The 24,836-nt window shown below is 54.5% G+C and carries 21 protein-coding genes; all 21 read right to left on the bottom strand.

What is annotated here, in order from left to right; translation table 11 throughout:
• Positions 1-10 precede the first annotated feature (10 nt).
• Complete coding sequence (locus tag DWV16_RS02400; RefSeq protein WP_066459565.1) at positions 11-763, bottom strand: DivIVA domain-containing protein; 753 nt, start codon at positions 761-763, stop codon at positions 11-13.
• Between the two features lie 26 nt (positions 764-789).
• Complete coding sequence (locus DWV16_RS02395; RefSeq protein ID WP_066459567.1) at positions 790-1,554, bottom strand: RNA-binding protein; 765 nt, start codon at positions 1,552-1,554, stop codon at positions 790-792.
• Positions 1,554-2,006, bottom strand: coding sequence for a cell division protein SepF (locus DWV16_RS02390; protein ID WP_066459569.1), 453 nt, complete (start codon positions 2,004-2,006; stop codon positions 1,554-1,556). Before DWV16_RS02390 ends, DWV16_RS02395 begins: the two co-directional genes overlap by 1 nt.
• 51 nt (positions 2,007-2,057) lie before the next feature.
• Positions 2,058-2,780, bottom strand: a complete 723-nt coding sequence (locus DWV16_RS02385; protein ID WP_066459571.1) for a YggS family pyridoxal phosphate-dependent enzyme — start codon at positions 2,778-2,780, stop codon at positions 2,058-2,060.
• Positions 2,761-4,002 (bottom strand): HlyD family efflux transporter periplasmic adaptor subunit, encoded by a 1,242-nt coding sequence (locus DWV16_RS02380; RefSeq protein ID WP_118477702.1) that lies wholly within the window; start codon positions 4,000-4,002, stop codon positions 2,761-2,763. Before DWV16_RS02380 ends, DWV16_RS02385 begins: the two co-directional genes overlap by 20 nt.
• A gap of 21 nt (positions 4,003-4,023) precedes the next feature.
• Positions 4,024-4,272: an RNA chaperone Hfq gene (gene hfq / locus DWV16_RS02375; RefSeq protein WP_066459575.1), complete on the bottom strand. Its 249-nt coding sequence runs from the start codon at positions 4,270-4,272 to the stop codon at positions 4,024-4,026.
• 53 nt (positions 4,273-4,325) lie between these two features.
• Positions 4,326-5,288 (bottom strand): tRNA (adenosine(37)-N6)-dimethylallyltransferase MiaA, encoded by a 963-nt coding sequence (miaA, locus tag DWV16_RS02370; protein ID WP_066459577.1) that lies wholly within the window; start codon positions 5,286-5,288, stop codon positions 4,326-4,328.
• Positions 5,289-7,268: a DNA mismatch repair endonuclease MutL gene (mutL, locus tag DWV16_RS02365; RefSeq protein WP_118477701.1), complete on the bottom strand. Its 1,980-nt coding sequence runs from the start codon at positions 7,266-7,268 to the stop codon at positions 5,289-5,291.
• 17 nt (positions 7,269-7,285) lie between these two features.
• Positions 7,286-9,892 carry a DNA mismatch repair protein MutS gene (mutS, locus tag DWV16_RS02360; protein ID WP_118477824.1) on the bottom strand — a complete coding sequence of 869 codons (2,607 nt, stop codon included), beginning with the start codon at positions 9,890-9,892 and terminating at the stop codon, positions 7,286-7,288.
• Between the two features lie 54 nt (positions 9,893-9,946).
• The gene (locus DWV16_RS02355) at positions 9,947-10,351 is read right to left on the bottom strand and encodes a YlbF family regulator (protein WP_066459580.1); all 405 of its coding nucleotides are present in this window, start codon (positions 10,349-10,351) and stop codon (positions 9,947-9,949) included.
• 41 nt (positions 10,352-10,392) lie between these two features.
• A complete protein-coding gene (miaB, locus tag DWV16_RS02350; RefSeq protein ID WP_341472897.1) occupies positions 10,393-11,805 on the bottom strand; it encodes a tRNA (N6-isopentenyl adenosine(37)-C2)-methylthiotransferase MiaB in 1,413 nt (470 codons plus the stop codon).
• A 126-nt stretch (positions 11,806-11,931) separates the two neighbouring features.
• Positions 11,932-13,137 carry an FprA family A-type flavoprotein gene (locus DWV16_RS02345; RefSeq protein WP_118477700.1) on the bottom strand — a complete coding sequence of 402 codons (1,206 nt, stop codon included), beginning with the start codon at positions 13,135-13,137 and terminating at the stop codon, positions 11,932-11,934.
• Positions 13,138-13,207: 70 nt separating this feature from the next.
• Positions 13,208-13,366, bottom strand: a complete 159-nt coding sequence (locus DWV16_RS02340; RefSeq protein ID WP_066459586.1) for a rubredoxin — start codon at positions 13,364-13,366, stop codon at positions 13,208-13,210.
• 108 nt (positions 13,367-13,474) lie between these two features.
• Positions 13,475-16,294, bottom strand: coding sequence for an excinuclease ABC subunit UvrA (gene uvrA, locus DWV16_RS02335; protein ID WP_066459588.1), 2,820 nt, complete (start codon positions 16,292-16,294; stop codon positions 13,475-13,477).
• A gap of 64 nt (positions 16,295-16,358) precedes the next feature.
• Positions 16,359-18,368 carry an excinuclease ABC subunit UvrB gene (uvrB, locus tag DWV16_RS02330; protein WP_066459591.1) on the bottom strand — a complete coding sequence of 670 codons (2,010 nt, stop codon included), beginning with the start codon at positions 18,366-18,368 and terminating at the stop codon, positions 16,359-16,361.
• A gap of 518 nt (positions 18,369-18,886) precedes the next feature.
• Entirely contained in the window at positions 18,887-19,882 is a 996-nt protein-coding gene (gene iolC / locus DWV16_RS02325; RefSeq protein WP_118477699.1) for a 5-dehydro-2-deoxygluconokinase, read from the bottom strand.
• A gap of 11 nt (positions 19,883-19,893) precedes the next feature.
• Entirely contained in the window at positions 19,894-20,706 is an 813-nt protein-coding gene (locus DWV16_RS02320) for a class I fructose-bisphosphate aldolase (RefSeq protein ID WP_066459596.1), read from the bottom strand.
• A gap of 55 nt (positions 20,707-20,761) precedes the next feature.
• Positions 20,762-21,643 (bottom strand): oxaloacetate decarboxylase, encoded by an 882-nt coding sequence (locus DWV16_RS02315; protein WP_199719755.1) that lies wholly within the window; start codon positions 21,641-21,643, stop codon positions 20,762-20,764.
• Between the two features lie 15 nt (positions 21,644-21,658).
• Positions 21,659-22,972: a TRAP transporter large permease gene (locus DWV16_RS02310; protein ID WP_066459598.1), complete on the bottom strand. Its 1,314-nt coding sequence runs from the start codon at positions 22,970-22,972 to the stop codon at positions 21,659-21,661.
• A 38-nt stretch (positions 22,973-23,010) separates the two neighbouring features.
• Complete coding sequence (locus DWV16_RS02305) at positions 23,011-23,547, bottom strand: TRAP transporter small permease (RefSeq protein WP_158572756.1); 537 nt, start codon at positions 23,545-23,547, stop codon at positions 23,011-23,013.
• A 147-nt stretch (positions 23,548-23,694) separates the two neighbouring features.
• Positions 23,695-24,786, bottom strand: a complete 1,092-nt coding sequence (locus DWV16_RS02300) for a TRAP transporter substrate-binding protein (RefSeq protein WP_066459601.1) — start codon at positions 24,784-24,786, stop codon at positions 23,695-23,697.
• Between the last annotated feature and the right edge of the window lie 50 nt (positions 24,787-24,836).

The following is a 24,836-nucleotide window of genomic DNA, read 5'->3' as shown; positions in this document are numbered from 1 at the left end:
TTGTCAAAGCTTATTTTTTGCGTTTATCGTCGTCACGACGGATATCAAACTCCTTGCCGAACTTGAGCGGTCCGAAACGGGATTCCCGCTTGGCTGGGCGCTCAGGCTGCGGTTCGGGCTCATAACGGTCTTCCGTGGTATATTCAAGCTTCTGCTCGGTATATTCCAGCTGCTCCTCCACCGGTGGCAGGTCATCGGCGTAGTCTTCCGCTGGAAGCTGTTGGTCATCGTAGTCTTCCGAAGCCTCGGAAGACTCATAAACGGGCTGCGGCTCCGGAGCCGGTGAAGACGCGCTCGCGGCTTCCAGGAAATCCTGATCCACCGGAATCGAACTGATCAGCTCGAGATGCTGTTTATAAAGCAGCTGCAACTTGCTTTTAAAGGTTGCCACCTCGCGCTGCAGGCGGATATAGGCGTTCTGCTCCTTTTCGATGGCGTGCTTCGCATTTTCGACGAGCATGCCGGCCTGAACCTTAGCATCCTCGACAATCGACGCCGCCTTTGCTTTTGCCTCGCGCACGACGCTGTCCCCCAGCTTCTGCGCGCCGATGAGCGCGGAGCGCAGGCTTTCTTCATCCTGCTTATATTCCTCCAACTTGTCCGCAAGCACCATCATTTTATGTTCCAGATCGCGGTTCTGCGCGATCAGATCATTCATCTCATCCGCCACCTGATTGAGGTAGGCGTCGACCTCTTCCGCCTTGTAGCCGCGGCCCATTCCTTTGTCAAATTTTTTGCCGGCAATATCGCTCGGATTCAGCACAATGAAACATCCCCCTTATCGGATTTTTACACATATTTTTTGCATAAAATCTGAAGTCTGCCCTTTTTTGTCGTATGCGCGACCTGCGCAAAAAGGAATTTCCCATACCCGCGGATGCTCAGCACATCCCCTTCGTCAAGGTTCCAGGATGTCTCGGTTTTCACGGCGCCGTTGACGCTCACAAGCTGCGCGCGGATCATCTGCGCGGATTTTTCGCGGGAAAGCTTTGTGACGGAGGCAACTAGGCAGTCGAGCCGCAAAGACGGCACGTTGGCCACCCGGTCCTCGTAGCGGTGCAGCACAGGCAACGGCTCCGTATAGCCCCGCGTGACCCGCACGCCGCACCTGCCGACCTTTGTAAGCTCAGATTGAATGAGCGGGGCGATCTTGTCGCTTACGAACAGGACGGCGCGGCCCTGCTCCACCAGGATGTCCCCCACCGCCTCCCGCCCGATCTGCAGGCCGGTCAGTGAACCGAGAAAATCCCGGTGCCCAAGCGCGTCCTCCTCGCGGAAGGACACAGTCAGCGGTTCAATCGGGAACGCCCAATCGGCGGGTTCTTCAAAAGGCGCGAAAACGCCGAGCATCACCCGCTCTCCGTCGGGATGCCCCGCAAAGAAAACATAATTATCATAACCCGCTGACGCGGCAAGCCGCCGGGCCAGCAAAGCCTGATGCAGATCAAGGAAAGCTGAAAAACGCGTGATGTGTTTTTCCTGCGCGATTGTAAAGAGATCACGGACATGGGCCGCAAACGCCCGATCCTGTTTCTCCTCCATTCCCGGGATCATCAGAAGAACACGCCGTTGCTTTCCAGTTCGTCAAGCAGATCGCCCATAATATCGACATTGTACGGCGTAATGATATAGGTGCTGTTTGCAACGCGTTTAATCTGGCCATTGTTGGCATAGGCCACGCCGGACAGAAAGTCGATCAGCCTGCGGGAGACGTCTTTATTGGTCGATTCAAGATTCAGAACGACCGTGCGCTTATCATTGAGATGGTCGGCCACGGTGGAGGCATCATCGAAGCGTTCCGGCTTCACAAGCACCACCTGAAGCTGGGTCGTGGCATGGATGTTGACCACCTTATTGCCGCGTTTCCCACTTTCGGTATGCACCGGAGAATCTTCGGCCGGAGCTTCCGCACGAGGCGTTTCATTCGAGATGAAATCCACATCATCCTCGTAATATTCATCCTCAGGAATTCCGATGAAATTCTTGAATTTGTCCATGATTCCCATAAAAACATCCCTCTCACTATTTTTATTGCGAACGCAGTGCAGCAATAAAATTTACGGTTGCGGATAGATCCTGCGGCCGAACATCGCGCTGCCGATCCGCACGAGGTTGGAGCCGTGCTTGACCGCAAGCGTGTAATCGTCCGACATGCCCATCGACAAAAAATCCATATTGATATTATCTATTTTTTTGTCCCCAATGTCAACAAATAGTTTATACAAACTGGAAAAATGCCGTTCCTTTTCCAGCTCGCTGTCATCCACTGGCGGAATCGACATAATCCCGCGGACGCGCAGGCGTGAAAAGCCGGTGATCGACCCCAAAAAGTCCTCCAGCTTATCCGCTTCCACCCCGGATTTTGTCAATTCGCTTCCAATATTTACTTCCACCAGGCAATCCATCGTTTTATCGTGTTTTTCACACTGGCGTTCGATTTCCTGTGCAAGCGCAAAGCTGTCGAGCGATTGAATCATTGTGACTTTATCGATGATCTGGCGGACTTTATTGGTTTGCAGATGCCCAATAAAGTGGATTTCCACGCCGTCCTTGCGGTAGCTGTCATACTTCGCGAGCAGTTCCTGCGCACGGTTTTCCCCCAGCAGCCTTACGCCCGCGGCGATCGCTTCATTGACCCGTTCGGCCGGGACCGTCTTGGTGACGGCCATGAGCCGCACATCCGCGGGATTCCTGCCGCACTGGGCACAGGCACGTTCTATACTCTCCGTAATACACTGGACCGAAGCCTTCACCGATCCGTCATTTAAGCCGTTTGTCATTGTATAACTGGGTGCCTCCTATCACAACTTCATCGAACTGCTGCAGGCCGGTATAAACCGTACCGCTCATATATTCCGGGTCGTTTTCCCGGCATAGGACGAATCCCACATCCTCGTAAATGACCGTGATCGGGCGAAAAACCAGTTTTTCGCCCAAGACGATATAGACCCCTTTCTGGGTACCGTTAAAACGGATGGCCGAATCGCTCACCCGAAGCCCGGTGATCGATTTGAACCGTACCTCCACCTGCGTCACCCGCAGGTTCACCAGCGCTTCACTGATGTAGTCGGTTTCAAATATCACAACCGCGTCCGGTTCGTCGCGTTTCGTGTTGACATATTTTACGGTCGCGGGAACCGGCTTCTGACCACTGATGTTGAAGTCAAGGGTTACCGTCGCACCTTCGCGGTAGCGGCTGGCCTCGTCCGATGTGACAACCGCCGCGAAATACCAGAGATGGCTGGTCATCAGTTTTCCGACGCGTTTGGAAGCGGAAATCTTATTGGAATTGATAAGCTTGACGAGCTCCTCCGGGGTCAGTTCATCAAGGGCGTCCATATCCACCTTGTCCTCCAACCCGTCGATCGTACGGATGAAGTAACCCGGCTGCGGCGCTTTGATCACATCCGGCTCCGCTTCGATTTTTCCGCGGTAGTATTCCTCCTCGGCTTTGAGCTGCTCGATCGCACCGTTAAAATCAGTCTGTTTTCCAGTGGCGATCTGCTTGGTGTTCATCAGCACCAGCAGCTTGTCCGACATTGTCTTGAGCTCCAGGAGCGATTCCCGGTTGACCGCGTCGATGATCCCACCAAGCTCGCTGAAGATCTGCTTGTTGAGCACGTCAGTATGTGCAAATGAGGTGGTGCCCGGGTCCTGCGCCTTTTCGAGCAGCTGACGCCGGTTCTCAAGTTCCCGCAGGGTGCGGATATTTGCGATGTCCTCCTCGCTGTCATAGATCTCCGCGAGCGTGGTGCCAGGAGAAACCTTGCTCCCGTCGCTGGTTACATAGGTGGCTACCCCGCCGGTAATAAAGTCGTCGAGAAGGATCTCGCGGCGCAGCGCGATACCGGTCAGCTTGGTGCTTTCCGCCACGGTATATGGGTTCGCAGTCTCCGTCTTATATTGCGAATTTGTGTACCGGTAAATTTGCAGCCCGACATAGCCCAGCAGAAATAGCGCAAGCGTACCGAGCACAATCCGCTGCGTAAAGGTATTTTTCATAATAAGAAATACTCCGATCGGTCAGTCCGTATTTTCCTTATCGTTCTCAGCGGATTCCAGGATGCTGATCGGCTTTGAAGGGATGATGGTCGAAATTGCATGTTTATATACGAGATTCTGTCTGCCTTCGCAGTCCAAAATGACTGTAAAGGAATCAAACCCTTTCACCACGCCCTTGAACTGGAACCCGTTGGTCAGATAGATGGTGACAGTGATCTTCTCACGCCTCGCCTGATTCAGAAAGACATCCTGTAAATTGAGCTGTTTCATGTTTTGCCTCCTGGCTGGAAAACCAGCCTCACTGATAAGAGCTGTATAACTAGTTAATTATAGCATATTATCCCGCTCTTGTGAACTACGTTTTCTGCTTCCCTTGCAAGCTCTCCGGCAGAATCAAAATGGTCGGCCAAAAGCCAGTGAACCCTTTCATCCCGCCGGAACCATGAAAGCTGGCGTTTGGCATATCTTCTTGTTGCCTGTTTGAGATTCCCGACACAATTCTCGAGCGTTTCCTCCCCGTCGAGATACGGCTGCAGCTCTTTGTAACCGATCGCCTGCATGGCAGTCCCTCCATAGATGCGGCTGATTTCGCGCGCTTCTTCCACGAGCCCTGCCGCAAGCATTCCGTCTACCCGGCGGTTAATACGCTCATAGAGCCGGCTGCGGTCCTCAAATGTGATGCCGATCACGCACGGCAGATAGCGGGCCGGCGCAAGCCTTGAACGCCGTTGGTGTTCGCTCATCGGGATGCCCGTGAGCCGGTAAACCTCCAATGCGCGCAGGATTCTGCCCAGATTGTTGGGGTGCAGCTTTTCCGCGAGCGCGGGGTCCACCCGGCGCAGCTCTTCAAGCATCGCTTCGTTTCCGCGTTCGGCCGCCTGCGCATGAAGCGTCCGCCGGAGCGCTGGGTCGTTTTCGATCTCGGTGAGATCGAGGTTGTCGATCACCGCATTCACATAAAGCCCGGTGCCGCCCGCGAGAACCGGGAGCTTACCTCGCGCGGATACCTCTGCGATCGCATCATGTGCAAGCTTTGTGTAATCCGCGACGGAAAAAGCGGTATTGTCCGGTTCGGCAAAATCAATCAGATGGTGCGGGATACCCTGCATCTCCTCCCGCGTCGGCTTTGCGGTTGCAATTTCCATACGCCGGTAAATCTGCATTGAATCGGCCGATATCACTTCGCCGTCAAATGCTTTTGCCAGCGCGACCGCAAGCGCGGTTTTTCCAGAAGCAGTTGGCCCAACCACCGCGATGAGTGGGATTCTTTTCTTTTCCTGCATCATCTATCCCAGCCTGCCAAATTTTTTTTCAATCTCCTGCCTCCGCATACGGATTGCCACCGGCCGTCCATGTGGGCAATGCTGTGCGTCTCCATCCTCAATGAGCAGCGTGATAAGCTGCTCGAGCGAAGGCACAGGGGTTTTGTCATGTGCCTTGATGGCCGCGCGGCAGGCAACCGTGTGATAGAATTCCTCCAAATACTGGGGCAGAAGCCGGCTGCTGTAATGCAGCAGCTTTTGCGCAAACTCCTCCACAATTCCGGCAAGGTCCGCATCAGCCAGAATCGGAGCCACTTCCCGCACCACAACGAATGAATCTCCAAAATCCTCGACCGAAAGCCCTGCTTTTGCGAAAAGCTCCAGATGGTCGAGCACCGCCGCGTATTCCTCCGGGGAAAGCCGCACCGAGACCGGTGTGAGTAAAATCTGCTTGTCCGCCCCGACTCCTTCACGCAGAAGCTTATTGAAGATCAGCCGTTCATGTGCCGCGTGTTTGTCGACGAGGATCATTTCGTCCCCGGATTGCAGAACAAGATAGGTATCGAACAATTCCCCAACGAGCAATGCGTCCGCGAATATATCCGCGGTTTTCGCAGATATCCCCTGGGAGACGGACGGTTCCTGCGCCGCTTTTGGCACCGGCTCATAGGTGAGCCGAATCGGCGGATCGTCCGCGTTTCTGCTGGTGTATGGGGTATTCGGCGGCTCCGGCGACTCCACGGTCAAAAAACTGGCTGGCGCCTGCTGCTGAAGTTTCGGTTCAGGCGGGGTCTCGACGTCAAGCTTCCAGGAAGGCGTCCGGACCGGCTGTGCCGGGACCGCGGAAAAAACATGGTCAAGCGACGGTCGCTTTGGCTCCTCCCTGTACATCTGCTTTTCGAGCAGCATCTTGTATTCATTCACGCTCAGCCGCTGCTGCTGTGGCGCGGCTGGTTCAGTGTGGAGCGCAAATGGATTGAACGGTTCCGATTTCGCCTTGATTTCGGGCTGCAGGCGACTTTGTCCGAGCGCCGTTTTGCAACCGTAATAGACCAGGTCGAAAATGCTCTTCTCATCCGCGAAGCGCACCTCGATCTTGGCCGGATGGACATTCACGTCGACCACCTGCGGCGGGACGGTGAGGTCCAGGACACAGGACGGGAATTTCCCAACCATCAGCGCATTTTTGTAGGACTCTTCCAGCGCCGCCATACATGTTTTTGAGCGGATAAAACGGTGGTTGATGAAAAAATTCTGCATCGAACGGCTTCCGCGGGCCGCCAGAGGCTTGCAGATGTAGCCGGTGAGCCGGATATTCCCATGCTGATAGTCCACCGGGATCGCGTTCTCTGCGAATTCCCGACCAAGGACGCAGCGGATCGAGGAAAGGGTCTGGCCATCCCCCGGCGTCTGCAGCTTCACCGCGCCGTCGCGGATAAACTTAAAAGCCACGCCAGGATTGCCGAGCGCGGCTTTTTCAACGGCAGCCGCCACAGAGTTCCCCTCCGACACGTCCTTTTTGAGAAACTTCATACGTGCCGGGGTGTTATAAAAGACATCCCGCACCGTGATTGTGGTGCCGGCAGGACAGCCCGCATCCTCGCAGACAAGCTCCTCTCCGCCCGCGATCGCGTAATGGGTCCCGGCCACGTCATCCGGCGTGCGGGTCAAGAGATCGACCCGGCACATCGCTGCGATCGAAGCAAGCGCCTCACCGCGAAATCCCATCGTCAGGATATTCGAAAGATCCTCCTGCACGCGCACCTTGCTGGTCGCGTGCCGCAGAAAGGCGTTTGCTACGTCCTCCCGCAAAATGCCGGATCCATTGTCGGTGACACGGATATACCGCACCCCGCCCGCCTGGATTTCGACCGTCACGGCGGTAGCGCCCGCATCGATTGCGTTTTCCACGAGCTCCTTCACGATGGACGCCGGCCGTTCGACCACCTCACCCGCCGCGATCAGTTCGGCGATCTGCTTATCAAGTACATTAATCCTTGCCATGCGCCCACCTCCATTCGTCAATCTTTAAGCAGTGTTTTCAGCTCGTACAGTTTATTGAGCGCCTCAATCGGCGTGAGGGTGTTGACGTCGATCTGTTTGAGCTTTTCCTCCACTTCGGAAGGAATCACCGCTGTGAAGGACATCTGATCGCCCGGCGCTTCGGCGTGCGCTTTCTTCTTTCCGGCAGGTTTCACTTCTTCGCCTTCCTCAAGCTTGCCGAGCACCTGCCGGGCGCGCTTGATGATCCAGTCGGGCACGCCCGCGAGCTTACTGACCTCGATGCCATAGCTGTCGTCCGCGCCGCCCGGCACGATCCGGCGCAGGAAAGTGATGTCGTCCCCGCGCTTTTTGCAGGCGATATTGTAATTTTTGACGCTTGGCAGCTCGTCCTCGAGCGCGGTCAGTTCGTGGTAATGGGTCGCAAAGAGGGTCTTTGCGCCGACATAACGTTTATTTGCGATGTATTCAAGCACCGCGCGTGCAATGCTCATGCCGTCGAAGGTAGAAGTGCCGCGTCCAATCTCATCGAGGATGAGCAGGCTCTTGTCGGTCGCTTCACGCATGATCTCCGCGACTTCGGTCATCTCGACCATGAAGGTTGACTGTCCGGATGCGAGGTCGTCCGAAGCGCCCACGCGGGTGAAAATCCCATCAACCACGCCGACCGAAGCCGACGCGGCAGGCACAAACGAACCGATCTGCGCCATCAGCACAATAAGCGCCGTCTGACGCATATAGGTCGATTTTCCGGCCATATTGGGGCCGGTGATAATTGCGATCAGCTTGTCGGAATTATTCAGCGCCGTATCGTTGGCCACAAATGGAGCCCCGTTCATCAGAAGCTCCACCACCGGGTGCCGCCCGTCTTTGATGCTGATTTCGTCCGAAAAATTGACCTCCGGGCGGCAGTAGCCGTTTGCAACCGCGACCGCCGCGAGCGAACAATATACGTCGAGCTGCGCGAGCGCCGAAGCGGTCGCCTGCACCCGGTGCAGTTCGGAGGAAACCTGCTGGCGCACCGACTCAAAGAGCTTTGCCTCCAATAACGTGATCCGCTCGCCCGCCGAGAGGATTTTGTCCTCCAGGTCCTTGAGCTCCTGGGTGATGTAGCGTTCACAGTTTGCAAGCGTCTGCTTGCGGATATAGGTGTCCGGAACCAAGCCAAGATTCGACTTGGTCACTTCTATGTAATATCCGAATATACGGTTATAGCCAATTTTCAAATTTTTGATGCCAGTCTTTTCCTTTTCCTGCGTCTCGATCCCAACAAGGATCTGCTTGGTGTTGTGCACCAGCGTCCGCAGGCCGTCAAGCTCCTCGTCGAAGCCCTCCTTGATCACGCCGCCGTCCTTGAGCGCCACCGGCGGCTCGTCCACAATTGCACGGGAGATAAGCCCGCACAGGTCGGCGAGCGGGTCGGTCTGGCGGTAAATATCGGACAGATAAGCGCTTTTGCAATCTTCCAACCGCGCTTTGATCGGAGGCAGTACCCGGCAGGTACATTCAAGCGATTTGAACTCCCGCGGGGAGGCATTGCCGTAGATTATGCGGGTCATCAGCCGTTCAAGGTCGTAAACGCCCGCGAGCGATTCGATAAGGTCGCAGCGCAGCATCGTGTCGTTATAGAGTTCCTCCACCGCGTTGAGCCTCTTGTTGATCACCGCCGGGTTCACGAGCGGCTTTTCGAGGAAACTGCGCAGCAGGCGCTTTCCCATCGCGGTCTTTGTCTTGTCGAGTACCCAGAGCAGCGTCCCTTTCTTTTCACCGGAACGCATCGTCTGGGTAAGCTCGAGGTTGCGCCGCGCGGTGAGCCCGAGCACCATATACTGTTCCGCGTTGACATAGCTCACGCTGGTGATTCGCTCAAGACCCTTCTGCTGGGTCTCATACAGATAGGAAAGCAGCGCGCCGAGCACCGAAACCGCAAGCGCCTTGCCTTCAATCCCGAGCTCCTCCGGGCTCTTTGAGAAATGTTTTTCAATCAGCCCGCGCGCATTCCTAGCGGCAAAGCGGTCCGCGTCCAGCAGATCGGCCACACAGTGCAGCTTATTTTTAATAAAACCGGTGAGAGCGGCTTTATCAAGGATGCCGTCGTTAAAGATGATCTCGCTTGGGGAATACCGTCCCAGCTCGTTGATGAGCTCGCCTTCGGCGTCGGCCGCGAACTGGGAGACAAACAGCTGCCCGGTCGAGATGTCCGCGCAGGCAAGGCCGAAGCCCGCCTCCGTGAACATCACGCAGGCAATATAGTTATTCGCATCCTCCGAAAGCATATTCTGTTCGATGAGGGTGCCGGGCGTGACCACACGGATGACCTCCCGCTTGACCACGCCCTTTGCCTCGGCAGGGTTTTCCATCTGCTCACAGATGGCCACCTTGAACCCTTTTTTGATCAGCCGGTTGATATACGCGTCGCAGGCATGGTATGGCACGCCGCACATCGGCGCGCGCTCCTCCTGCCCGCAGTCGCGCCCGGTCAGGGTCAGTTCCAGTTCTTTTGACGCGACGATCGCATCGTCAAAGAACATCTCGTAAAAGTCGCCCAGGCGGAAAAACAGGATGTGATCCTTGTGTTTTTCCTTGACGGCAAAATATTGCTGCATCATTGGAGAGAGCTTTGTCATGTCAACTTGCATCTGCGGCGACCTCCGGGATGATTTTTGTTATCTGTCTTTCTTTTAATGGCAGCCGGAACAGGAATCGCAGCTCCCGCCGCAGCTCGCCTGCTGTTCGATCAGGTCAGGGTCCTGCCCATTCACGCTGCCGCGCAGGATCTGGAGCACGAAGTCCACCATGCTGTCAAGCCCGGCTTTCGCTTCGTTGTAAGCAAGCATGTTCTCATTCGTCATGATTTTGCCGTAGATCTCCTTGATCTCATCATTCACCTTGTTGATCGCTTCCTGATCTTTGTCGGCCTTATTGATCTCGTTGTTGAGCGCGATGCGTTTGAGGTTGAATTCTCCGATGAGCTGCTGCAATGCGGCATCCTCATCATTCTGCTGCTGCGCGGTCATCATGCGCAGATAGTTTTCATCCTGCTGGATGGCCTTTCCCAGTTCCCGTGCGATTGCAATAACGTCCATTTTTTGTTTCTCCTTTTATTTTCTTGGTTTTGATCACAATTCTATTCTATTTTGCCGAAGAGCGCCCAGTTTAACGCACGCGCAATCTTTACATCGGCAAAATTTCCAACCGCCTCTTCGGGTCCGGTAAATTCGACAATGTCGTTCGATACCGTCCGTCCGGAAAGGTAGCCTTCTCCGGTTCTTCCGGGACCTTCCACAAGTACCCGCAGTGTTTTTCCGACGCAGGCCTCCTGCTGTTCCCCGCGTATCCGCGACTGCAAGTCAAGCAATTCCTGAAACCATCTCGACTTCTCCGCCGCCGGGATAGGGTCCTCCATTTGAGCAGCTCTGGTGCCGGAACGCGGCGAGAAGATAAAGGTAAAAAGCGTCGTGTAGCGCACCCGCTTCACCAGTTCAAGCGTCTGTTGAAAGTCCTCGTAAGTTTCTCCCGGAAATCCAACGATGATATCGCTTGAAAAAGTCACGCCGGGGATCCGCTCACGCGCGTAATCGACAAGCCCGAGATAGCTTTCAACCGTATAACGGCGGTTCATTGCCGCCAGAACCCGGTTGCTGCCGCTCTGCACCGGCAGATGGATGTGGTTGCAGACCTTCGGACACTGGGCGATCGTATCGATCAGTTTTTGGGTGCAGTCCTTCGGATGGCTGGTCATGAACCGGACCCAGAAATCGCCCTCCACCGCATTTACCTCACGCAGGAGATCGGAAAAATCGACCGGATCGGCAAGCCCCTTGCCGTAGGAGTTCACATTCTGCCCGAGCAGAGTGATTTCCCGGTAGCCCGCCGCCGCCAGTTCCCGCGCCTCGTGCAGCACGTCGCGCGGTTCGCGGCTGCGCTCCCGGCCGCGCACATACGGCACGATACAATAGGTGCAGAAATTGTCGCATCCGTACATAATCGGCAGGTTTGCCTTGATCTTACCATCGCGGGCAAGCGGGATTCCTTCGACGATCTCTCCGTCCATATCCGCGTTTGAAAATTGCCTTGCCCTGCCGGACAACCGGTTATAGAGCAGCTCCGGCAGTGTGTAAAGCGCATGGGTACCGAAAACCAAGTCAACGTATGGGTAGCTCTGGCGGATCTTTTCCGCGACCCGATGCTGCTGCATCATGCAGCCGCAAAGCCCGATCAGCATATCCGGCCGGCGCTTCTTCACCGGCTTTAGGGCCCCCACATTTCCATAAACCCGCTCCTCCGCATTTTCGCGGATCGCGCAGGTGTTGTAGATTACCAGATCCGCATTTTCGGGCGAATCCGCAAAACCATATCCAATTTCGGCAAGCATCCCTTTAATCTTTTCCCCGTCGCTCGAATTCTGCTGGCAGCCGAACGAATGCACATAGCAGAGCGGCGGATGGTCGTATCGCTTCGCGAGCAGCTCGCCGGCACGGAAAGAAAATTCCTTCTGCCGCAGCATCGCTTCATCGCTCAGGCGGATTCTCTCTATCACAGACAAAATCAGTCCTCCAAAACCACAATATATCAGTTTATTATACCATTGGAGCACCATATTTTCAAGAGCAGGGCCGCAAAAAGCCGGACGGAATCCCCGTCCGGCTTGCAAGCTGCATTTTGATTATTTCAGGCTTTCCGCAAAAGCGCGGCCAAGTTCTTCCGCTTTGCGCAGATCCTCCTCTGAGGGGACGAAGCAGACCTTGTACCCCTCTCCGAATACCGACATCTTGAGCCCCTGCAGACGGGCGGTCAGGTTGGGAACCGCTTCCCCGCTCCAGCCGTAAGAGCCAAATACCAACGCCGGTTTTTTGCGGTTGTTGACCGCGTCCACATGGGACAGCAGAATCCATGCGGGCGGGACCGCGTCACCGTTGATGGTGGGGCTGCCGAGCGCGAAAGCATCCGATCCGTTCAGGATCGCGGACAGCTCGCCCATATCATGCTTGATGATGTCATAGGTCACGACATCTGCGTCCGGTTTTACCGACAGGATGCCGGACTGGATCGCCTTTGCGACCAGCCGGGTGTTGCCATAGGCTGAAGTGTAGAAGACCGGGATGGTCAGCCGCTCATTCTTAACGGGCTGGCTCCAAGCGCGGTAAAGATCCATCGCCGCCTGCAGGCAGCCGTCCCTGGTCAGGACCGGGCCGTGGCTGTTGCAGCAGTATTCGACCGGCAAATCCTTGATCTTATCGAGCCCAGCCAGCACATAGGGCTTAAACGGCCCAAAGATGGCGTCATAATAGCCGCGGAAAGCCGCCTGGTATTTCTTTGGATAGGCCATGTTATAGTCAAAAGTATACGGCTCACAGTAGTGCGCGCCGAGAAAATCGCAAGAAAAGAGCGTTTTCTCCTCCTCGCACCAGGTGAACATCGAATCCGGCCAATGCAGAAACGGCGCCGAAATAAAGCGCAGCGTTTTGCCGCCGATATCGAGTACCTCCCCGTTTTTTGCCACCTGGAGTTTCAGATCGGCGCGGTTGGTAATGTTTTTCAGATAGATCGAACCGGCCTGAGAAGCAATGAGCGTGGCGTTCGGCGTGAAGTCCAGCAACTGGGCCAAACAACCGGAATGGTCGGGCTCGTTGTGGTTAAGGATAATATAGTCAATCTCGGCGGGGTCCACCACCTGGCGGATATTGTCGAGATAGTGCTTAAAATAGGTCTTGTGGCAGGATTCGATGAGGACGGTTTTCTCCGAACCCTTGAGGATATAGGAATTGTAGGATGTGCCGTATTCGGTGGTCATCACAATGTCAAACACCCGCATATTCGGGTTGAGGATACCCACGGAATAGATGCTGTCGGTAATTTTAATGGCTGCCATGATGAAAATTCCTCCCTGTTAGAAATCCGTATAAAAGATGTGACCATCCCGGCGGATGGCCACATGATCATTACTCCTGTTCGAAGAGATCTTTGCCAACGCCGCAGGTCGGGCAGACAAAATCCTCCGGGACATCCTCCCATTTGGTGCCGGGCGCGATGCCGCCTTCCGGATATCCTTCCGCTTCATCGTAAACATAACCGCAAATAGTGCAAACATACTTCGCCATATTCAGAATCTCCTTTACATTATTGTTAAAACATCTGCAATGTTTCCATACCAAAAACTATACCATATTCGTGTATTACTGTAAAGACCCTAAATGAAAAAATTTCCTCTATTTAAGCATTTTTTTGAGATACTGTCCGGTATAGGAGGCTTTTACCCTGCAAATATCCTCCGGCGTGCCGGTCGCAACCACCATACCTCCTTTGTCTCCGCCTTCCGGACCGAGGTCGATGATGTAATCGGCGGTTTTAATTACCTCTAAATTATGCTCAATTGTGATGACAGTATTCCCCGAATCCACGATTGTCTGCAGGACTTCGATCAATTTGTGCACATCGGCGGTATGAAGCCCGGTGGTCGGCTCGTCCAGGATGTAGACGGTCTTTCCGGTCGGACGCCGTGAAAGCTCGGTCGCGAGCTTGACCCGCTGGGCCTCTCCTCCCGACAGCGTGGTCGCTGGCTGACCGACCTTGATGTAACCGAGCCCTACATCATAGAGGGTTTGCAGCTTACGGGCGATCTTCGGCACGCTTGCAAAGAACGCAAGCCCCTCCTCCACCGTCATTTCGAGCACATCATGGATCGATTTGCCCTTGTATTTCACCTCAAGCGTCTCGCGGTTGTAGCGTTTGCCCTTGCAGACCTCGCACGGGACGAAGATATCCGGCAAAAAGTGCATCTCAATCTTGATGATGCCGTCGCCCTCGCAGGCCTCGCAGCGCCCGCCCTTGACGTTGAAGGAAAAGCGGCTCGATTTGTACCCGCGCATCTTGGCATCGGCAGTCTGTGCGAAAAGCTCACGGATGTCGGTGAAAACGCCGGTGTAGGTCGCCGGATTGGAGCGCGGCGTGCGTCCGATCGGAGACTGGTTGATGTCGATCACCTTGTCAACCTGTTCGATCCCTTCAATGTCAATATGCTTTCCGGGCTTGACCCGTGGGTTGGTGAGTTCTCGCGTCAGCCGTTTATAAAGCACTTCATTGATTAAAGAGCTCTTTCCAGAGCCGGAGACGCCGGTCACACAGGTGAACACGCCAAGCGGGATGTCCACATTCACCTCTTTGAGGTTGTTTTCCGCAGCGCCGACGATTTTGAGGAAGTTGCCATTCCCTTTCCGGCGTTCGACAGGCAGCGGGATATGCTTCGCACCGGACAGATACTGTCCGGTGATCGATCCTTTGCACGCCTTGATTTCGTCCACCGTGCCCGCGCAGACGATTTGACCGCCGTGCACACCCGCGCCCGGACCGACATCGACGATATAATCGGCCGCGTACATCGTGTCCTCGTCGTGCTCTACCACGATCAGCGTGTTGCCAAGGTCGCGCAGCCGCTTGAGCGTCGCGATCAGCTTGTCATTGTCCCGCTGATGAAGCCCGATCGACGGCTCATCCAGAATATAAAGCACCCCCATCAGCGATGAGCCGATCTGGGTGGCCAGCCGAATGCGCTGGCTTTCACCGCCTGAAAGAGTCCCGGCCGACCGCGCCAGCGTGAGGTATTCGAGCCCGACACTGCGCAGAAAACCGAGCCTCTCGCGGATTTCCTTGATGATCAGCTCGGAGATCATCTGCTCGCGTGCGGTGAGCGTAAGTCCATCGAGAAATTCGAGCGCGGCCGTCACCGACAACTTGCAGAATTCGCTGATGTTAAGCCCGCCGACCGTCACCGCCAACACGGTCTTATTGAGCCGAGCGCCGTGGCAGACCGGACACTCGACGCTGTTCATCCAGTTGGTGATCTCTTCACGCATCCAGCTCGAATTGGTCTCCCGGAACCGGCGTTCCAGGTTGTTGACAATCCCCTCAAAATCGGTGTAGTAGGTGCCTTTGGTAGTCCCGTTTTCACGGTGCATCTGGATCTTTTCGCCGTTGGTGCCGTAAAGCAGGATGTCAATGACCTTCTGCGAAAGCTTCCCCACCGGCACATCAAGCGAAAAGCCGTAATGCGCCGCCAGTCCTTCGTAGTACATCTGCGCGATTCCGCCTTCGGCGTAGTACCAGCCGGAGGCGCGGATCGCGCCCTCCCGGATGGTCAGGCGTTTGTTGGGGATCACAAGGTCCGGGTCGACCTTCAGGAAAGTGCCGAGCCCTGTACACTTTTCGCATGCGCCGTACGGCGCATTGAAAGAGAACATGCGCGGGGTCAGTTCCTCAATGCTGATGTCGTGGTCCGGGCAGGAGTAGTTCTGGGAGAAGGTCAGTTCTTCCCCATCTGCGTCGACGACCGCCAGACCACCTGAAAGCGCAAGCGCTGTTTCAAGCGAATCCGCCAAGCGAGAACGGATCTCCTCTTTGACCACGAGCCGGTCCACAATGATTTCGATTGTGTGCTTCTTATTTTTTTCAAGCCGGATCTCCTCCGAGAGATCGTACAGATTCCCGTCGACACGCACGCGGACATAACCCGACCGGCGCGCGGCGTCAAACTCCTTGATATGTTCGCCCTTCCTGCCGCGCACGGTCGGCGCAAGGATCTGCACACGGGTCCCCTGCGGCAGAGACATCACCTTGTCCACCATCTGGTCGACCGTCTGCTGTTCGATCGGCCGGCCGCAGACCGGGCAGTGCGGAATGCCAATGCGCGCGTAAAGCAGACGCAGATAATCGTAGATTTCTGTCACGGTGCCGACCGTGGAACGCGGGTTTTTGGAAGTGGTCTTCTGATCGATTGAAATCGCGGGCGAAAGCCCCTCGATCGAATCGACGTCCGGTTTTTCCATCTGTCCCAAAAACTGCCGGGCATAGCTCGACAGGCTTTCGACATACCGCCGCTGCCCGTCGGCATAGATTGTATCGAATGCCAGGGAGCTCTTTCCCGAGCCGGAAAGCCCTGTAAAGACAATTAGCTTGTCACGCGGGATTTCCAGATCTACGTCCTTCAAATTGTGCTCCCGCGCGCCTTTAATTACAATTTTATCAAGTGCCATCTAATTTTGTTCCTCCAGCCTGCCGCGGCATTTACGCGGCGAGATGCGCGGATTTGCCGCGCACTTATTTCCTGCCTTTCATCGAAGGCAGCCTATTCGGTTTCTCATCTTCCGCTTTGAGCTTCTGGATTTTGTCACGCAGGTAGGCGGCATGCTCAAATTCCAAAATTTTTGCCGCATTCTTCATCTCAGCGGTCAGTTTCGCAATCATCGCTTCGCGCTCCCTGTGGCCCATCTTCTTGCCGCGCTTTTTCCCAGAGGAGGGCTCCTCCTTCGCAGAGATTTCGATGATGTCGCGGACATCCTTTTTGATCGTCTGCGGCGTGATGCCGTGTTCCTTATTGTAGGCGATCTGAATCTCGCGGCGGCGGTAGGTCTCCCGAATCGCGTTCTCCATCGATTCGGTGACCGAGTCGGCGTACATGATAACCTTTCCCCCGGCGTTTCGGGCGGCGCGGCCGACTGTCTGCACCAGCGACGTTTCGCTGCGCAGGAACCCTTCCTTATCCGCATCGAGGATCGCCACAAGCGAAACCTCCGGGATATCGAGGCCTTCGCGCAGCAGGTTGATGCCAACCAGCACGTCGAACTCCCCAAGACGCAGGTCACGGATGATCTCCATGCGTTCGATCGTATCGATGTCATGGTGCATATACCGGATTTTAACCCCCATATTCTCCATATATGCGGTGAGATCCTCCGCCATCTTCTTGGTGAGCGTTGTGACAAGCACCCGTTCCCCTTTTTCCGCGCGCAGGTTAATTTCGGAAAGCAGGTCGTCGATCTGCCCTTCGACCGGGCGCACCTCGATCTCCGGATCGACAAGTCCAGTCGGACGGATCACCTGCTCGACAATCTGAGCACTTTTTTCACGCTCCAGGCTGCCCGGCGTCGCGCTGACGAAAATGATTTGATTGAGCTTCTGGTAAAACTCGTCGAAATTGAGCGGCCTGTTGTCAAGCGCGGACGGCAGCCGGAAACCGTAATCAATCAGGCTGCGTTTACGCGACTGGTCGCCTCCATACATCCCCCGCACCTGCGGCAGAGTCACATGGCTTTCGTCTACAAACAGCAGAAAATCATCCGGGAAATAGTCGAGCAGCGTATATGGCGTGGAACCCGGCGCACGGCCGGAAATAACACGGGAATAGTTTTCAATGCCCTTACAGAATCCGACCTCCTGAAGCATTTCGATGTCATAGTTGGTGCGTTCCATAATTCGCTGTGCCTCGATGAGTTTACCCTGACTCTTAAAGCAGGACACCCGTTCGTCACATTCGCGGCGGATCTCATCGATCGCTGTCAGCATCTTTTCGCGTGGAACGATGTAATGGGAGGCCGGATAAATTGCGGCGTGGTTCACGATATTTTTGACCTCTCCGGTCACCGTATTGATTTCTGTGATGCGGTCGATCTCGTCCCCAAAGAACTCCACACGGATAGCCGTATCGCTCCAGTAGGCTGGAAATATTTCCACAACATCCCCACGGACCCGGAATTTATTGCGCACAAAATTGATGTCATTGCGTTCGTACTGCAGCTCTACGAGCTTTTTAAGAAGCTCGTCCCGGTCCCGCTGCTGGCCGGTACGCAGGGAGATCACCATGTTTTTATAGTCGATTGGGTCACCCAGCGTATAGATGCAGGAAACGCTCGCAACAATAACGACATCCCGGCGTTCGCCAAGGGCCGCCGTCGCCGAATGGCGCAGCTTTTCGATCTCATCGTTGATGGCCGAGTCCTTTTCGATGTAGGTATCGGTGTTCGCGATATACGCTTCCGGCTGGTAGTAGTCGTAGTAACTTACAAAATACTCGACAGCGTTGTTGGGAAAAAACTCCTTGAACTCGCTGCAAAGCTGCGCGGCCAGCGTCTTGTTATGCGCGAGCACCAGCGTGGGCCGGTTGAGACGCGCGATAACGTTTGCCATTGTAAAGGTCTTTCCGGAGCCGGTCACGCCCAAAAGGGCCTGCTCTTTATATCCCGCGAGCACGCCCTGCGTCAGTTTTTCGATTGCCTGCGGCTGGTCTCCGGTCGGCTTATAGGGTGCATTCAGTATAAATTCATTTGACATTATTTGTTCATCCTCGACAATCGGATCTATTCGTTAATCTATTACCTGCATTTAATTGAACGCTGATATTTCAACGTTTTTATCATATCATAAATAAAGCGCAACTTCACTATGCATATTGTAACAGAAAACGGATATTTAGAGCCAATTTATTTATCTCCCAAAAACCCCTTAAATTTGTGTAAAACACCGAATTTTTTATGTAAATACTGAAAATAGAGCAAAATTGTTTAAATTCTCTAGCCTCATAATCCGATTTTAGATACAGAACATTTGTTCACCTTGTACATGGTGTTCAAAACAAATCTTCTGGTGAGCAGTATCTATTTTTTCCAGAATGATTTATACTATAAGGTTGCGTACCAAATGAGATCTCATTATAGGTGAGCTGGAAGAATAGGGATATCGTTTCTTTCGGATCGCAACCTATAGCCCGAGAAAGCGCGGCGGCAAAACGAAAGTTTTGCCGCCGCGCTTTCTCAAGTGATTCGACTATTTTAAGAAAAACCCCTCAATTCTCAATCCTGCGCGCCATATTCATGGGTGCGCATATATTCTTCGACCTGTACGAGATTTGGCATCGCTTCCGAACAGCTCTGTCCGGAAATGGTGATCGAAGAGGAAGCCGCCGCGTATTTGAGTGCTTCCGGAACCGAAATCCCGTGGATCATGCAATAGTTGAAGGCCCCGGAATAAGAATCGCCCGCGCCAAAGGTGTTTTCGATTTTGGCGGGATAGGTGCTTCCTTCATATACCTGTCCATCCGACGTATAAACGTCCGAACCTTTTTTCCCTTTCTTAATCGAGACGATCGAAACGCCCGCTTTCAGCAGACGGTTGGCCGAAGCACGGTTGTCATGGCTGTCCGGCATATAACAGTATTCCATCACGTCGAATTCCTCTCGGGTGCCAAGCACCATATCGGCCTTTTCACAGGCCATCATATAATAGATGCTCGCCTCCTGCACACTATCCCAGGTTCCCTCACGGTAGTCAAGGTCGAGTGCAATTTTTGTACCGTTCCTGCGCGCGAACTCCATGGCGAGGAAAACTGCTTCACGTACCGGAGAATGAGAAAGCGAGGTGCCGGAAATCAGGATCATTTTGTGGGAAGCAATGTACTTCTCGTCAAGCTGCGCGCAGTCGATCTGCAAATCCGCGCAGTCGTTGCGGTAAACATAATAGTTGCTTTTACGCGGTGCGATAAATTCCCCGATCGTCAGTCCGGAACGCACACCTGGCGCGGCGAACGCGATGTGGGAAATGTCAATTCCCTTGCCTTCTAGATATCGGATGACAAACCGGCCGAGGCCATCGTCCGAAACCTTGCCGATATAACCGGTCCTGAGGCCGAGATTTGCCATTGCGACCGCCGTGTTTGCAGGAGATCCGCCGACAAATTTGGAGAAGGTCGCGATCTCTTCAATTGGCCCAAAGCCGTTTGCGTATAAATCCACCGTCGCGCGTCCAAAGGCAACGACATCGCGCGGTTTTGTGCTGTCAAACTGGATCATGCGGTTCCTCCTTATTTGCTTTCCAGCTCTGCGAGATATTCTTTGGCCTGCCTGACCGAATAGCCCTCATGCACAATCTTGCGCAGGGTTTTCACCAGCGCGGTCGGATTCTGATACTGGAATACAAACCGCCCGTAGGTAACTCCCTTTCCGCCCGCGTCGATCACGTCACGGGTCATCTGCAGATAGCTGTCGATCGTACCGCCCGGAGCGCCGCCCGCGACCAGGACCCGGGTAGGCGTCCCGCGCACCACTTTTTCAAAGTCTTCCGGACTGCCCGGATAGTTGGTCTTGATGAGATCCACGCCGAGCTCTGCCGCGACGCGGGCTGCATAGAGCACATTCTGCCACGCCATACGGTCCTCTTGGGCAATCAGGTTGCCGCGCGGATAAATATGGGTGACCAGCGGCATACCGGCCGAAGCTGCCGCCTTGCTGAACTCGCTGAGCGTGCGAATCTGTTCGGGCTGGTTGTCACCGCCAACGATACAGCCAACCGACACAGCGTCCGCGCCCATGCGCACCGCTTCTTCTATATCCGCAACGATCACATCGGCGCCCGGCTGATAAGGCGAGAATGTGCTGCATTTGAGCACCAGCGGAACTCTGCCGGCATATTGCTCAAAACAGTGTTCGGCAATCCCTTTGTGCATCGTGATCGCATTGGGGTCTCCCGCCAGGAGCTTCTCAAGGGTATCTGCAATCGTATCAAGCCCGGGCAGCACGCCGCGCGCCATCGCATGGTCCACAGTGAGCCCGAGATAGAGTCCGTCTCCCTGTGGCATCAGGCGGTTGAGCCGCACGCTTTTTCCTAGAAAGGCCATAGTATGTTACTCCTTTATCATATGATATCGCTAAATAATCTTTTTACGCGCCGCATCATTCGGAGATGATCTTTTCGATGTTGTTGGTGAATTCATAACCGATCAGCGCCTGGTATTCCCTCTGCGGCATAAAGCGGCCATTTTTCAAGTATTCGTCAGTCGAACCGCACTCCTTATAGCAGCGGTAAAGCGCGCCGAGCGCAGCCGCCTCATGCAGTATCGACATCATTGGGTGGACCACCACCTTGACCCCCAGGGTTTCGAGTTCCCTGTCGCTGAAATTGTGCATCTCCTGGGAGAACTCGTTGACATCAATAAAGAACGGCGTATCTGGAATCGCTTGCGTAAAGGCGCGCATATCCTCCGCAGAAGCTACACAGGTCGGCATCAAAAGATCAGCGCCCGCTTCTGCAAAGAGTCTGCAGCGGCGGATGGCTTCCTCGAGCCCCACCTGCAGGTAGCTGTCGGTGCGTGCGATAATCACAAAATTGGGATCACGGCGCGCTTTGACGGCTGTTTTGATCTTTTTGCACATCTCTTCCGCGGGGATGAGTTCGACACCGTCCATGGCGCCGCATTTTTTAGGCGTGACCTGATCCTCGATATGGATGCCGCTGACGCCGGCAGCCTCATAATCACGTACCGTGCGCCAGACATTATTCAGCCCACCATATCCGGTATCCGAATCGCAGATGAGCGGCAAATCGATGCATTCCGCGATCAAATGCGCCCGGCCAATCATCTCACTGGCTGTCGCCAGCCCAATATCCGGCATTCCGAGCAGGCTGGCCATCGAACCGTTCCCACCCATGTAGCAGGCCGAAAAACCCGTCTGCTGGATCAACCTCGCGCCGAGCGCATCGTGGCACCCCGGAATCACAAGGATTCCGGGCTTTTTAAGAAGTTCGCGCAGCCGCGCGTTCTTTTTTATATCCACAGAATCATCCCCCCATCAGGTGAACAGGTGAACGAAGAAGTCGACAAAGCCCGGACAAGCTGTGGTCACAATGATTGCGACCAGACCGACGGCCATAAAAGGCAAGGCTTCCCGCACTGTGCCGCCAAAACTCGCATTTGCAATTTTTGAGGAAACAAAGATCCCAACCGCAAAGGGAGGTGTCAGGAACCCGACGCACATGTTGACAATCAGGATGGTGCCGAAATGCACCGGTGTGATGCCATAGGTCTGCGCAACCGGGAGAAGCAGAGGGGTCATGATCAGGATGGTGGCATTGATATCCATAAAGGTTCCCATAAAGAGGAACAGGATATTGATCATGATGAGAAACCAGAGCTTGGAGGTGATATTGCTGGTAATCGCATCGGAAAGGAAGTTTGAGATGCCGGTCAAGGTCATCGCTTTTCCTGCGACAGTTGAGAAGGCGTTCAGCAGCCCGATTGTGGCGGTGGACACCCCCGCCACCGCACAGCATTTCCAGAGCGAAATCGGGATCTGATTTTTCTTCATCCGCTTGATCATCACAAAATAGACGATGCCGTAAACCGCGCTGAGCGCACCAGCTTCGGTGACTGTGCAGATGCCGCCGTAGATGCAGCCGTAAATGATGATCGGCATGAGCAGGGCCGGAAAGGCGTAAACGGTGTTTTTGCCGATATCGATGAGTTTCTGTCCCATTGCGGTCTTTTCGGACGCCTGTTTAACTTCAAACTTACCGACACGGAAATAGTTGATGATGATATAGCCGATCGCAAAGATAAACGCGGGTCCGATGGTCGCCATCCAGACCTCGGAAATCTTCGTGCCGGAAACCAGCGCGTACATGATCCCCGGGACACTCGGCGGAATCAGGATGCCGAGGAAGCAGGTCGCCGCCAGGAGCGCCGAGGTATATGCGGCTGGATAGTGATCCTTTTCGAGCTCAGGCACCATGATCTTGCCGATCGCGCTGATGGTTGCCATCGCCGAGCCGGTGAGCACGCCGAATGCCATGCAGGCCACAATCGTAATGATGCCCGTCGCGCCGCGGATGCGTCCTACAAAAGATTTGATCCAGTCGATCAGCATTTTGGAGATGCCGCTGTATTCCATCAGAACACCCGCGAAAATGTAAAACGGAATCGCAAGCAGGGCGAAACTGTCGAGCCCCGAGAATGCATACTGCGCAATGGTCACGGTATTTTTGCCGCTAAACGCCAGTACAAGCAGGGACGAAAAACCCAGCGCGTAGGAAACCGGCATTTTAAACAGCATTGCGACGACCATAAACGAAACAATGAACAGCACAAGCGCTGTCAACGCTGACATATAATCACTCCATTTCTATCGGATACGGGCGTCGCGGTTCAGCGGGCCGCGGGGATTTTGCGTGCATGGCGGTAGAGATGATACAGGCAGTGGTAAATCCCCATAACAGTTCCGATGAATACCGGCAGATAGACGTAGCCCATCGGGATGCGCATGGTCGGGGAGGTCTGTGTGGTCGTCCAGATTTTCATCATATATGCCCAAAAGATCTTTCCAAAGACGATCAAAAAGGCGCAGGTCGTCAGCAGGGCTGCAACCTCAAGCGCGGACAGCGCTTTTTCCCGGAATTTTTTATTCTGAAGCTTTTCGAGCACCTGCTTGCAGACATCGATCTCGATATGTCCGCCTTCATCAATCGCATATGCCGATCCGATATAGGTCAGCCAGATAAACAGGTAACGGGAAAGCTCCTCCGCCCAGGCGGTTGATATAAAGAGCACATATCGGCACACCACCTCGATAAAGATGACCGCCACGAGCGTCAAGGTACAGGAGGCCATCAGAAACGTTTCAGCCCGTTTCATCAGGTCGTTTGTCCCTGTGAGCGCCGCAAAAAATTTCTGGTTTGATTTCATAATCGTTATCCCCTCCAAATCAGTCTGCCTTCCGTGTCCGGCCGGCGTGCGGAAAGAAGGAGACCAAGGACGGACGATCCGTCCGCCCCCGGTCTTTTTCATTCGCATCACTTTTATTCCCAACCGGATAAAACAGCTTCAGCAGGCTTAAGAAAGCGTCTTATATTCGCCGCTGATAATGGGGTCCATGATGTCCGCGCCGTATTTATCGTAAGATTCGTCCCAGATTTCCTGGTAGATCTTCTCGAGCTCGGCTTGCATCTCGGCGGAAGGCTCGGTAATTTCCCACTGGCCGCCCTCAACACCCTTGTTCTGGATGTTTTCGGTTTCAGCACGGAAGTACTCTGTGAATTCATCCGATGCGATCTGGGCGCACTCCCTGAAGATTTCCTTGTCCTCGTCGCTCAGTTTGTTCCAGAAGTCCGGTCCCGCGATGAAACAGCCGCCGGAATAGCAGTAATTGATGGTGCAGATCTGGGTGATTACGTCGGTGATACCCTGGTTGACGTAGTTAAACACCGCGTTATCCAGACCGTCGACAGTGCCGGTCTGCAATGCGGAAAGCACCTCGGAACCCGCGATCATAACCGGCAGAGCGCCGCATTTCTCGTAGAACGAGACGATCGATTCAACCGATGGTGTGCGGATTTTCAAGCCTTTGAGGTCGTTCATCTCAGTAATCGGGCGTTTGATGTTTCCAACCTGGCGGAATCCATTGCAGTAGGAGGAGATACGGATCAGGTTATTCTGTTCCATAATCTCAGCCAGTTTGTCCGCAATCCAGCCGTTGTTATAATATTTATCAGCCTCTTCATAGTCCTTCACCAGGCCAGGCAGCCAGGCAAAGCCGAGCGCGCCGTCGAGTACGCCGTCCATCGACATATCGTCGCTCATCAGCACGTCGAGCGTTCCCATCTGGAGCATTTGCGCCATATCGGACGCATTGCCCAGCGAAGCAGCCGCAATCACGTCGGCCTTATAACGGCCTTCGGTTTTTTCTGCAATCAGTTCTGCAAAACGGTCGACATACGGCGCGCGCGCACCTGTGACGTCAGCGGTAACGGTGAAGGTCACCGCATCAGCCGGTGCAGGGTCGGACTGTGCCGGCGCGGCGTCCCCAGCCGAAGCGGCTGGGGCGGGAGCTGCGGAGGATGCGCTTTCCGAACCTCCACAGGCAGCCAGAGAACCAACCAGCATGGTCATTGAAAGTAACACCGCGAGTATTTTCTTACTGTTCATCAAATTTTTCTCCTTTTCTTTTTTATGTCAGACGGCGGGATTTTCCGCCG

It is taken from the genome of Anaerotruncus sp. AF02-27 (assembly GCF_003465835.1).
Lineage (GTDB): Bacteria > Bacillota > Clostridia > Oscillospirales > Ruminococcaceae > Anaerotruncus > Anaerotruncus rubiinfantis.
Note: the sequence above shows the minus strand (reverse complement) of the source record. Positions and strands in the feature narration are given on the sequence as shown.